The following is a 12,088-nucleotide window of genomic DNA, read 5'->3' as shown; positions in this document are numbered from 1 at the left end:
ACTATCTTTTCAATAGTTTTATTTTATCGAAATTTCCGATTTTTATCTACATACGAATACTAGCTTTTCGGAAACCATCAAGTATATTTATTGCAGCAGATAACATGTAGAAGAAAATTCCTCCCCCAATGAGCCACGTTTTAAACTCCTCTGGGGAAATAGTAAATGCATTTGCCAAATACGTAATAAATCCTGCGTTTAATAAATGTGGATTTACTACAATTACAATGAATATGATTGTTCCGACTACTTGAAGAATAGCATTTCCAATTGCCAACCTTTTCGTCCATTGTCCCTGTACTAACTTATAAAGTGATATAGCTACTTCGAAAACGATCATAACCAAAATTAGGGGCCAATATTGAAGCAAAACATCTTGATTAAACGTTGGCGCGACAAACTTCAATCCGTTTTCTGTACCATGATATACGCCTACAAGATGATTCGCATAAAAGTAAAGTGTAGCCCATATTGCTGTCCACATTAAACCTCCAAAAACTTCAAACTTTGAAATCGCCTTTTTCTTCGGGATATACGAAACATTTTTCAAGTCATCTGGTGTCCATTTTTTTAAGCTTGTTGTTAATGGGTGTGGATCCTTTTCTTTATCAGTTCTTTCTAAAATAGCAAATACAAGTGTTAACCAGAAAAATACATGGAGACCCACTTCAAAAATTTCCCCTATACCTTTACCTATCAATTGTAAAATAACATTTAATACCGCTTGATCACCATTATAGCCTATAAAATTTTCTGCAACCATTGAAATGAGCGCAATAACAGCTGCAATTGGTATAATCATTTTTAATAGCGTCGTATATACATCAAAATAACGTGGTCCAATTAAATGCATTGGTCTATCCAAGTACCCATTAGCCAATGAAACTGGACTTCCCAATTTTTCGAGTACGCTCTTCACATCTTCCTCATTATAATCGTCTGGTAACATATCCTCTATTGTTGACCGTAGTTCAAGTGTAATATCTTCACGATTTTGTTCAGGCAATCTCTTCGCAACTTCATGGACATACATATCAATCAAACTCATTTTCGTCCTCCTCCTTTAATAAGTTATAAAGTTCTTTCGAATCCTTTACCCACTGCTTTTTCAATTGTAAAAATATCTCTAATCCATATTCACTTAAAACATAATACTTACGAGGTCTACTCTCTGTTTTATCCCAACTACTCGTCACTAACTCCTGCTTTTCTAATCGGCGAAGTAGCGGATATAAAGTACTTTGATCAATTGTAATCCCTGATTGCTCCAATAACTGGACAAGTGAATATCCGTACTGCGGCGTTCTTAATTGACTTAAAACAGCTAACGTTAATGTCCCTCTTCTTAACTCAGTAATTAACGAGTTTAATAAAGTATCCATTCACTCACCTCATTTCCATTACTATATGTCATACAGTATGTGTTTTATACTATGTATCGTACAGTATTAATGTGACAAAAACTATAATCATTTACCAAAAAACGGATAATAAAAAGCGCAAATTATATGATTTTTGCTTTTTAGCTAAGTTATATATCTATAGCACTCTAAAAGGTAGCACCTTAACTACTAATTTTGAAGTTCTAGTAATGCTATGTTACAAATATCGTATACATATGATGTGAACATAACATCTCACTATAGGAAGCTATTAAAACGGCAAATTACCATGGTTGAATGATTCCTGTTTTATTCTTTAGGCACTGTTGATTTCACCCTGTTTTCAGCACCTAATCAACGTTATTTCCTTCATAAACTTCATCTTGTTCAAAATCTCTATTTTTATTTGGTTTATTAAAGTAAAATAAAAAACAATTAAATTAGGTTAATTGTTTTTCAAATGCAAAATCTTTATTTTTTAAATAACCTATGATATTCGAAAAGACAAACTCTCCAAATGCAAGTGGTATATAAATAAACCATAACTTTAATATTGCCTTTGTTTCTTTGTGATCAGAATCCCCATTAAAACCAGCCCAATCCTTTTCTTCTAATATTTTCATTTTAATTCCAATAACAAGGAAATTATACCATTTATTAATGTTGTAGTCTATGTTTTCTAAAAATTAAATAAATACTAATATTGCATTATATTAATATCCAGATAAATATAATAACTTTTTTACGTTTCATCTTCAAAGTCTATAATGAGTCCTGTTAGAACTGCTACATTACCAATCAATTGGATCCCGCGACCAATAAAATCCATCTTAAATTCTTCCCACTTTAATTTATGTAATGATATAATAACACTAAATTTTCAACACGTGCTTAATAGATTGGGGACTTATAATGGATAAACCTCTCACTGCATTACAAACTATTATTATACATATGAATACAAATGAACATTGGCATGATTTTATTTGTTACTGTCAGCATCGCGAAGCGGGACTTCGAAAATTAGCTTATAAACATTTAGAGACATTTATTTCAAATGCAAAGAAATGGGAATCAAAAGATCAAGAAGAGTTTGCCATTTCGTTGTTTACTATTTTAGATGCATTAAACGAAAAAGATGAGGTCTTAACTTTCTCACTAAATAGTTTTCTAATTGACATTCTATATAGATGGACAGAAAACAACCCGATTGATTCAAGACCTTTTAGATGGATAGGAATTTATATGGACTCTAGCAATAAAGATGACGATTTAGAAAAATTCCTTCGAAAAGCGATTGAATTAGGTGGTGATACCGAACAAGAAGCTATGATATACCTAGTTTCTAATTACATCCATACTTTAGAATTTGGTACACATGAATTCCCTTCAGGTTATTGCGGAGATTTAAGCGAATGTATAGAAAAACTTCCCTATATGCTTCAATTAATTAATAGAATTCAGAATAAGAACATAAAGGAGCAAAACATTGGTCAAATACAAGAACAACTACACTTAATTCTAGATTGGTTAAAACATACACAAATTCCAGTAGATGCTGTTCGTACATGGGAAAAGAACAAACTAAGGAATTAGAAAAAAGCATCGTATATCATTTAAACAACAGTTCAAGTCATTAATTCGTCTACCATTTTAATATAAAAAAGAGGATCTTCATACTGTACTAGAAAATCCTCTTTTTATATTTATCCCACATTAGCTTGCAGTAAAACTCCCCACTGATTATAGTTCCACTTTATTTTAATCCTTTAATTAAAGGTGACGCTTCCCCACTATGGAAAATCCATAAGTCATGAAGTGATCTCGTACATCCGACATATAGTAATTTTGCATCATGTTTTGTGTTTTTGTAATGTTCTTCATCCACATCAATTAAAAGCACCGCATCAAATTCTAAACCTTTCGCTAAATAGACAGGTACTACTGATATACCACCTTCATATTTACTTTGGTTTGCTTCAATTACGTTGACCGTTAATCCTGCATTTGTTAATTTCACATATATATCACGGCATTCATCTTCTGTTCTTCCGATTACCGCAATTGTTTTCACATCTGCATTTTGCAAATGTTTTACCGTCTTCACAATTTCAGTAAATTGATTTTCTGCATGAATTACTTTCACATCTTCTCCACTGCGGAAGACTGGTGTTGCGAGTCCTACTGGGATTTCTGCATTTTTAATTATTTCATTTGCAAATTCAATAATTTCTTTTGTAGAACGATAACTTCTTGTCAATTCATAATAACCGGTTTCTTGGAATACTTCCTTAAAAGCATTCCAATCTTCAATTCCTTGGTAATCATAAATCGCTTGCGATAAATCACCTAATATAGTGAAAGAATTACCTAATGTAATTTCTTTTAATACATAAACTTGGAAAGGCGAAAAATCTTGCGCTTCATCAATAACAACGTGATGAAACTTCTGCCCGATTTCAATCCCTGTTATACGATGATGTATGTATATTAAAGCTGGTAAATCTTCTACATACACTTCTTTTTTACGACAACTCTTTTCTGTTTCTTTAACAAGTTCTTCAGGTAATACCTCAAGTATTTCTTTACTTTTTACTATTGAACTATACAGTGAAAGAGCACTCATTTTCGGCCAAAACTTCATATATGCGTTCAGTCTCTTAGTCGCTTCTTTTTTAAGTAATTTTTTCTCGTTTGTTTCCCCGAATTTTTTAAGTTCAATTTCAATCCAGCGCTTCATTCGTCCTACTAATCGTTCTCTTCTTTTCTGTAAAGGATAATGTTTATATTCAACTTGCATCCATTTTTTAATATCTTCTACTGGAATAATTGCTCTATCCCACGCCTCAAAATCTTTTGTCGGAACTAACTCATTTTCAAATTGGATCATTCTCTCTTCAATAAACGTCTTAAATTCCAACGTACCCTTTAATTTACCTAGCATTACCTTCTTTTCATCACGACTAATTGAAAATGCTTCTTTCAATTTTTCTTCTGTCTGCTTTAGTTTCACTGAATCATCTAACGTACGTAATGCCCAATCCGGAAACGTTGTTTGATTAATATTCCCTACACCTAATTCAGGAAGTACACTCGAAATATAGTCTAAAAACAGACTATTCGGCGCAAATACGATCATTCTTTCTGCTTCTAGTTGTTCACGATATTCATAAATTAAAAAAGCAAGGCGATGTAAAGCGATTGTTGTCTTTCCGCTCCCTGCAACCCCTTGAATTAATAATGGCAAGTTTCTTTCCGCACGAATAATATCATTTTGTTCCGATTGAATCGTTGAAACAATATCCTTTAGCTTATTATCTTTATTTTCACCTAATCGATATAGAAGAAAATCATCGGCATGCGATACATCTTCATTTCCTTTTACATATGTATCAACAACACGTTCAAGTTCTCTTTTTCGAATGGAAATGTTTCGTTTTAAATACACATCACCTTCTACTAACCCATCTGGTGATTGATAAAATGCTAATTCTTCTCCACCGGTAAATGAATAAAACATACTTGCGACAGGTGCTCTCCAATCAATAATGATTGGTTTCATCGTGTCCATATCCGAAACCCCTACTTTTCCAATATAAATCGGCATAACTGCTTCTTTACCATCTTCCTGAAAATCTAACCTTCCAAAGTACGGCTCTTGCACACCAATACGTAAATTTTGTCTATTAGACTCTCTCATACTTTCAAGAATTTGCTCTTTAAAATCTTCTCCATAATAAACTGGGATTTTTTCAAGCTTATCCAATTGCTCATCCATCGTATGTAAAGTATCCTTCATTTTTTGTAACTCATCTTCAAATATGTTGCTCATTTCGACGATTCCCTCCTGTCCGTTCTAATTTTTCAGTCGAAATACCATTGTATTAAAAATTCAATCGTAAAGTCAATAGTTTCCAATTAAATTTTCCGAAAAAACTTACTTTTTATCTTTCTAATTTTAAAGATATATACAACATCTAAATCACATCACTACACATATAGTATAGTGATGCATACAAAAGATACCTCTTTCTATTTGTGACCTATTTAATTTATATATTGACAAACAATGTAAAAATCAAAGATACATAAAGTGAAAATTTTATAAGGGGGTTTTACTGCCCACAAATAGTAGGCTAAATAAAAGTAAAGGAGTCTATTCAAATGAAATTCGCGAAAAAGAAATCACTAAAGTTATATTTACTTATTTTTGTATTAACTGTTTTGGCCAGTGGATGGATTGGGGTATTTCTAGATTCTCTTCTAACAAATCAACCTGAAGGAAATACTTTAGGTATGGGGTTATGGCTAATATTACCTTTCCTCGTAAGCATTTTACTTAGAGTTATTAGCCGAGATTGGAATGATTTTGGCATCAAGCCAAATTTGAAAGGAAACTTTATATGGTATTTCACTGCACTACTTATTTATCCATTCGTTACAGTAATAACGATAAGCATATCGCTCATTTTTGGAGTAGCTCATATTTCTAGTTTTGATATATCCACGTTATTGTCACTCATAGTCATGTCTACTATTGGTAACTTTATTAAAAATATTTTTGAAGAGTTTTCTTGGCGTGGTTATTTAACTCCAAAGTTGATTGAACTAAATCTAAACGATTGGTACATTTATATTATTTCTGGTGTAATTTGGGCACTTTGGCATGCTGCATATTATATAGTCTTTTTGCCAAATGAATATTTTGAATCTATCTCAAGATTAAATATGCTTTTATCTGGCTGTATCCTTATGGTTTGTTGGTCCATTATGTATGTTGAAATATATAGACTTACAAAATCCGTCTGGCCATGCGTTATCATGCATGCGATTGAGGATGCTGTTCCTACTGTTTTAGTCACAATAACAGGGATTATTACTCTTACAAACAGTAGTGATTTTTGGTTAAATCCTATTAGCGGGGTCGCTGCTACTGTTTTATTTCTCGGAATTGGAATCGTACTAAGAACTATAAGAATAAAAAGAGAACGACAATTATTCACACAATAAAAGTAAAAAGAGTAAGGATTTATGAAGTGACCCCTAAAAGTTAGACACGGTTATTTCATTAGGCAGCTTGATAAAAGTGAGTCCGGTATTGTACCGGGCTCATTTTTAATTTTGCCTTAATCCGTTTCGTATTATAATAATCTATATATTTTTTTAATTCTATTTTAAAGTGCTCTACATTTTCAAATTCTTTTATGTATAGGAACTCTGACTTCATAATCCCAAAGAAATTTTCTATTACTGCGTTGTCGTAACAGTTGCCTTTTCGAGACATACTCTGGACGATAGCTCTTGATTCAAGTGTCCGGACGTACTGTCTCATTTGATAATGCCATCCTTGATCCGAATGCATTAGTAGCTGGTGATTTTCAGGTAAGCGTTCTAATGCTTTCTCTAACATCTCTGAAACAAGTGAATACGTCGGTCTAGAACCAATTGTATAGGTAATAATTTCACCATTATACAAGTCTAATACAGGTGATACATACAGTTTCTCTCAAACAATTTAAACTCTGTGATGTCCGTTACCCATTTTTGATTCAGGGCATCTGTATAAAAATTACGCTCTAAAATATTAGGTGCAATTTTACCGACTTTCCCTTTATAGGATTTATATTTCCTCATACGCACAACACACTTTAATCCAAGCTCTTTCATAATGCGCTGAACCTTCTTGTGATTCACTTTCTGATCACGATTCGTTAACTCATCACGAATGCGACGGTAGCCATAACGACCTTCATTTTCCTCATAAATTGCTTTAATTTCAGCTTTCAAATCGGCATCTTGATCCGGACGATTCATTTTCTTTACTAAATCATAATACGTACTCCGTGGAATACCAGCTAGCTCCACGAGTGCCTTCACTGAATATTTATGCCTTAATTCATAGACTACTTGTGCCTTGTCTTGTTTCGTGATTTTTCCTTGTTTTGAACTAAGGCATTCAACTTTTTTAAGTACTCATTTTCCATTTCAAGCTGTTGAATACGTGCTTCAAGTGCTTCGACTGACCCTTCAGCTAAAGCTTGTTTTACTTGTTTATTTGAATCTTTTTTCATGGATGGACGCCCCTTTTTCTTAGATTGAAGGGCATCAATTCCTTGTGTTTCGAGCTGTTTTCCAAACAGAAATCGTTGAAGGGCAGGAATGTTAAAGATAGCTGCCGTCTCAAATAAGGACATACCGTTTTCAATCATAAAGTTTAGTACGTCTAGTTTAAATTGTTGTGTGTAATTTGTACATCGTTTTAGAAAAGCTTCCATACCATTCTGTTTATATTGGTTTACCCAATTCAAAATAATTGTGTCACTTATACCAATCGATTTACCCATTTCTCGATAACTTTCATTTCCATTCAAATAACGTAGAACGATTTGTACTTTTTCATCAGCTGTAAATTTAGCCATAGAAAAACTGCACCTCCAATTGTTAGACTGTGTCTAACAATTGGGGTGCAGTTCATTAATCCCTACTCTTTTTCACTTTTACTCGATATGATAAACATTCATTTAAAGATGATTGCTCTTCATATTTCCCAGCTTCAAAATCATACGCTCCTCCTGGGAAAATCCCAACTATACTTAAATGAGCCTCGGCACATAAATTACTAATCTCATCTACAGCATAGCAGCGTAAAGATTGTGTCACGATATCATTTGAAGAATCTATTTCCCACCAATGGTCTAGCATTCTTGCATTTTCACTATCATATTCATACTTTCGCATTGCAGAACCTATCGGCATTTCTTGTCCATTGGCCTTTTCCCAATATAACGGTTGATAAATATCAATAAGTGCACATCCATCATCTTTCAACCAGTTATGTATACGTTTTAATAAAAATAATTGTTCTTCATCGGTTCCTACACCAAATCCGTCTAAATAACAAATAACATCAAACTTTTCTTTAAAGTTAATTTTATAAAAATCGGCGCAATGAACCTCAATGTCATTAGTAGAATGTTCTTTTGCAAACATAGCTAACTCCGGTACAAGCTCAACAGTAGTCATTTTTACATTCAAATTAGACATCGCCCTTGCAAATCCGCCATTTCCAGCCCCTAGTTCTAACATCGTCTGAATTGGATATCCAACTTGTTCTTGCACTTCTTTAGCAACTTCCTGTAACCAATTTTCATTATTTATATCATAGCTTATTAGTTCAAATTGTTTTTTATAAAATTCTTTTACATTTAATTCGTTCATTATTATTCTCCTCCTGCAAATTATTTTACTGTTACAGGTGAGAAACTAAATTTCTAATCCCCATGAAAAATCCTCCTTTTGATTTCCCTATATTTACAATTTATCAAAATAATAAGAATTTTGAAAGTGAAAGTATAAAAATAGATAATGGATTATTCCACTATCTACTCTTTAGCTACTCTTATTTTTCTTTTTGATACTCCACCCAGTCACCAGAATCAATAACTTTTAATATCATCTTTTTATCTTGAGCGATATACACATATGCCTCTATTTTCCTATCAGCAACATATACTTTTTGCGTGATTCGATCATATAAATCAGTCTCCGCATTACCTGTATATTCTTCTAGTTCATCTAACTTACACAATATCTCATCATTTACTACATAAACTTCTCCATACACCTTTTCTTCAATCGAATAAGTCATGGCCGGATATCCTTCGTTCGTATCAAATAATTTTCCATATGTCCAAGCTCTGTCTGCAATGCATGTTGCACCTAACATATAATGAGCATTCGTTTGTCCTCTTCTTAACGTGCCATAAACGAAAACATGATACATAAATTCTTATCCCCTTTATATGTCTCTACTTTCTTATTTGTAAATAAGCACGAATCATAAAGTAACTCACTTCATTCGGAAGCTGTTCTTTAATAGATTTCAGACCACCCTCTGCATTTTGAACGGCAGTTTCAATAAGAGATTCATACTCTGATGGAACAAAACTTTGCCACTCTACTTCCATTCCATCCTCGTAGCAGCGAATTAAATGGTTTTCGATTGTTTGTCTTGATAAGTTACGTTCTTTTGCAATCTCATTCAAATCAATACCTTGTTTATACATTTCATACGTTTCTAAATGAGAATTTGCGGACGCTTTTCCTGACTTTTTACGCTCTGAAACTACTTCTGTCTTAATCGTTTCAGCATAATTTGGATTTTCCTCAATAAAATGCTGAACTGCTTGTAAGAAGTGCGAGCCATATTTCACAAGTTTGTGTTCTCCGATACCTTTTACCGTCAACAATTCGGAATCACTTTGCGGCATTTTCACACACATATCTTTTAATGTTTGGTCAGAGAAAATAACGAACGGAGGTACACCTTCTCCTTGCGCAATTTCTTTACGTACTTCACGAAGCACTTCAAATAAAGGATGGTCTTGAACAATTTGTCTTGTCTCTACTCGTTCTTTTCGTAAAACATTCTCTTTACCAAGTAATACTTCTTTCCCTTTTTCAGTTACTTTTAACGTCGGATAAGTGCCATGCTCAACTGCAATTAACTCGTCTGAAATTAAAAACTCAATAAACTCACTGACCTCTTTTACACTACGGTTCGATAAAAGCCCATACGTTGGTAAAGTATGAAAATTAAATTCAATAACTTTCTTATTCTTCGACCCAGTTAATACTTGCGCTATCATTTGCTTTCCAAAGCGTTGGTTCGTTCTAATCATGCATGATAAAACCATTTGTGATTCCCTTGTCACATCGATGCTCTCGCGATTGTCTGTACAATTACCACAGCGTCCACAATCTTCTTTCGGTTCTTCTCCAAAGTATTGCAAAATGAATGATTGTAAACATTGTTCTGTATGACAGTAATCGGTCATATTTTGCAATTTTTCAAGTTCATTTGAAAAACGTGATTCTCCAGTTGATTGATCAATTAAAAAACGCTGTACTTGTACATCTTGAGAAGAATATAACAATATACATGTACTATCTAATCCGTCACGACCAGCACGTCCTGCTTCTTGATAGTAACTTTCCATATTTTTTGGAAGCTGATAATGAATTACGTAACGAATATTCGATTTATCAATACCCATCCCGAATGCAGATGTTGCTACCATTACACTTACTTCATCTCGTAAAAAGAGTTCTTGTTGCTCATTTCGATCACTATCACTCATACCAGCGTGATATTTTGATACAGAAACTCCTGCCTTCATTAAATCTTCATATAACTGATCGACTACTTTTCTAGTAGCTGCATATATAATCCCAGATTCCTTTTGATTTTGACGAATATAATCCGCCAAATATGCATTTCGATCTTGCCCTTTAATGACAGAAAACGATAAGTTCTCACGCTCAAACGTTGTCATAATTGTATTTTCTTTATTAATTTCAAGTGTATTACAAATATCATCACGTACTTGCGGTGTTGCTGTTGCTGTTAATGCTAATACGAGCGGCTTTTCTGGAAGATAATCTAATATGCGATGTATATGTAAATAACTTGGACGGAAATCATGTCCCCACTGTGAAATACAGTGTGCTTCATCAATCGCAATCATAGGGATTTTCATATCGATAAGTTGGTCAACAAACTCCATCGAATCAAGACGCTCAGGCGCGACATAAAGTAATTTGTAATGTCCTTGTTTCGCTAATTGAATTCGCTGATTTGCTTCAGCAATAGAAATAGAACTATTAATATATGTAGCTGAAATGCCATTCTGTACCAATGTATCTACTTGATCCTTCATAAGTGATATTAAAGGAGATATAACCAACGTCGTGCCTTCAAACACTAATGCCGGAATTTGATAACAAATTGACTTACCGCCACCCGTTGGCATAATACAAACTGTATCTTTCCCATCTAGTACATTTTTAATTGTTTCATCTTGTCCTCTTCGAAACGAAGAATAACCAAAGTAGGACGCTAAAAGTTCTTGTGCTTTAGTAAACAAAAAAGAGTCACCTGCTTTTCTTTATCTTTCATCTACTTCTATTATATCAAGCACTTATGCGACTTGAAAGGGATGGATAAACGCTTATTGTTTTTTCATTATTCTATATTTAATATGAATTAGCATCCGTGTTATATATGTTTTACAACATTTATAACGTAAATCCAGTACACAAGAAGAAAGAGTTTCAATTTAAATGTTCATTTTATTTCCCTTTCTTGAATACTACTAATCGTATACATATAAATTCAGGAGGTTACTATATGAAGCATTGTAATATGAGTTCCATCACAGCGAAAACGAAAACACAAAAACTCCAATTCTCAAATAATGAAGCGTGGAAATATGAATCATACTATAAGTACCAGCCATTACTCTCTTATAAAAGCTTTTACATTTTCTTTCTCAACTTTTTAGACGTTAATATATGCGCAAAAAATGTATCATTCACAGAATTTTTCTCAATATTAAATGTATAGACTTACTAGAATTCAGTTGTTACCATATATAATAATCTGTTGGATAAACCCCTTAAGTTGACCTGCTTATATTAGCAGGTCTTTTTCATGATTACATACTTCTGTGTACCTCGATCTCACTTCCAAGTCTTTTCTCCATTTTATAACCATATTTAACTCCCAACAATTCATGATAATCATGAATTGTTGGGAGTTAAATTGTTCACATATAATTATGCAATTCTTCTTTCTCAATACACAAAAGACATTTTACTTGTTACTATAAAAGTACTCCAGATGAGTTTTTTGCTCATCGACATTA

8 protein-coding genes and 2 pseudogenes are annotated in these 12,088 nt (G+C 33.1%); 2 read left to right on the top strand and 8 right to left on the bottom strand.

The window, feature by feature from the left end; genetic code table 11:
• Positions 1 to 46: 46 nt before the first annotated feature.
• The 3 genes from IQ781_RS02055 to IQ781_RS02045 all read right to left on the bottom strand — a co-directional run bounded on the left by IQ781_RS02055 (position 47) and on the right by IQ781_RS02045 (position 2,005).
• The gene (locus IQ781_RS02055; protein ID WP_000052353.1) at positions 47 to 1,048 is read right to left on the bottom strand and encodes an HAAS signaling domain-containing protein; all 1,002 of its coding nucleotides are present in this window, start codon (positions 1,046 to 1,048) and stop codon (positions 47 to 49) included.
• Complete coding sequence (locus tag IQ781_RS02050) at positions 1,035 to 1,382, bottom strand: PadR family transcriptional regulator (protein ID WP_000380296.1); 348 nt, start codon at positions 1,380 to 1,382, stop codon at positions 1,035 to 1,037. The genes IQ781_RS02055 and IQ781_RS02050 overlap by 14 nt, the downstream gene beginning before the upstream one ends.
• 440 nt (positions 1,383 to 1,822) lie before the next feature.
• Positions 1,823 to 2,005, bottom strand: coding sequence for a hypothetical protein (locus IQ781_RS02045; RefSeq protein ID WP_242808322.1), 183 nt, complete (start codon positions 2,003 to 2,005; stop codon positions 1,823 to 1,825).
• A 289-nt stretch (positions 2,006 to 2,294) separates the two neighbouring features.
• Here IQ781_RS02045 and IQ781_RS02040 point away from each other — a divergent pair.
• Positions 2,295 to 3,022, top strand: a pseudogene (locus tag IQ781_RS02040) (hypothetical protein).
• A 116-nt stretch (positions 3,023 to 3,138) separates the two neighbouring features.
• On the opposite strand, the gene IQ781_RS02035 reads toward IQ781_RS02040, so the two are convergent.
• Positions 3,139 to 5,214: a HelD family protein gene (locus IQ781_RS02035; protein ID WP_139846759.1), complete on the bottom strand. Its 2,076-nt coding sequence runs from the start codon at positions 5,212 to 5,214 to the stop codon at positions 3,139 to 3,141.
• A gap of 332 nt (positions 5,215 to 5,546) precedes the next feature.
• Here IQ781_RS02035 and IQ781_RS02030 point away from each other — a divergent pair, with 332 nt between their 5' ends.
• Positions 5,547 to 6,392 carry a CPBP family glutamic-type intramembrane protease gene (locus IQ781_RS02030; protein ID WP_139846758.1) on the top strand — a complete coding sequence of 282 codons (846 nt, stop codon included), beginning with the start codon at positions 5,547 to 5,549 and terminating at the stop codon, positions 6,390 to 6,392.
• A 58-nt stretch (positions 6,393 to 6,450) separates the two neighbouring features.
• On the opposite strand, the pseudogene IQ781_RS02025 reads toward IQ781_RS02030, so the two are convergent.
• The 4 genes and pseudogenes from IQ781_RS02025 to recQ form a co-directional block, all read right to left on the bottom strand.
• A pseudogene (locus IQ781_RS02025) lies at positions 6,451 to 7,801 on the bottom strand (IS3 family transposase).
• A 55-nt stretch (positions 7,802 to 7,856) separates the two neighbouring features.
• Positions 7,857 to 8,600, bottom strand: coding sequence for a class I SAM-dependent methyltransferase (locus tag IQ781_RS02020; RefSeq protein ID WP_069355748.1), 744 nt, complete (start codon positions 8,598 to 8,600; stop codon positions 7,857 to 7,859).
• 181 nt (positions 8,601 to 8,781) lie between these two features.
• Positions 8,782 to 9,165: a gamma-glutamylcyclotransferase family protein gene (locus IQ781_RS02015; protein ID WP_000274899.1), complete on the bottom strand. Its 384-nt coding sequence runs from the start codon at positions 9,163 to 9,165 to the stop codon at positions 8,782 to 8,784.
• 25 nt (positions 9,166 to 9,190) lie between these two features.
• Positions 9,191 to 11,308 carry a DNA helicase RecQ gene (recQ, locus tag IQ781_RS02010; RefSeq protein ID WP_000494263.1) on the bottom strand — a complete coding sequence of 706 codons (2,118 nt, stop codon included), beginning with the start codon at positions 11,306 to 11,308 and terminating at the stop codon, positions 9,191 to 9,193.
• Between the last annotated feature and the right edge of the window lie 780 nt (positions 11,309 to 12,088).

The sequence above is a fragment of the Bacillus sp. N447-1 genome (assembly GCF_022701035.1).
GTDB lineage: Bacteria > Bacillota > Bacilli > Bacillales > Bacillaceae_G > Bacillus_A > Bacillus_A cereus.
This window is presented reverse-complemented; position numbering and strand designations above follow the sequence as displayed.

Excerpts from the sequence above, each read along its gene's own strand:
- IQ781_RS02055 (WP_000052353.1), bottom strand. The coding sequence starts at position 1,048 with ATGAGTTTGATTGATATGTATGTCCATGAAGTTGCGAAGAGATTGCCT.
- IQ781_RS02050 (WP_000380296.1), bottom strand. The coding sequence starts at position 1,382 with ATGGATACTTTATTAAACTCGTTAATTACTGAGTTAAGAAGAGGGACA.
- IQ781_RS02045 (WP_242808322.1), bottom strand. The coding sequence starts at position 2,005 with ATGAAAATATTAGAAGAAAAGGATTGGGCTGGTTTTAATGGGGATTCT.
- IQ781_RS02035 (WP_139846759.1), bottom strand. The coding sequence starts at position 5,214 with ATGAGCAACATATTTGAAGATGAGTTACAAAAAATGAAGGATACTTTA.
- IQ781_RS02030 (WP_139846758.1), top strand. The coding sequence starts at position 5,547 with ATGAAATTCGCGAAAAAGAAATCACTAAAGTTATATTTACTTATTTTT.
- IQ781_RS02020 (WP_069355748.1), bottom strand. The coding sequence starts at position 8,600 with ATGAACGAATTAAATGTAAAAGAATTTTATAAAAAACAATTTGAACTA.
- IQ781_RS02015 (WP_000274899.1), bottom strand. The coding sequence starts at position 9,165 with ATGTATCATGTTTTCGTTTATGGCACGTTAAGAAGAGGACAAACGAAT.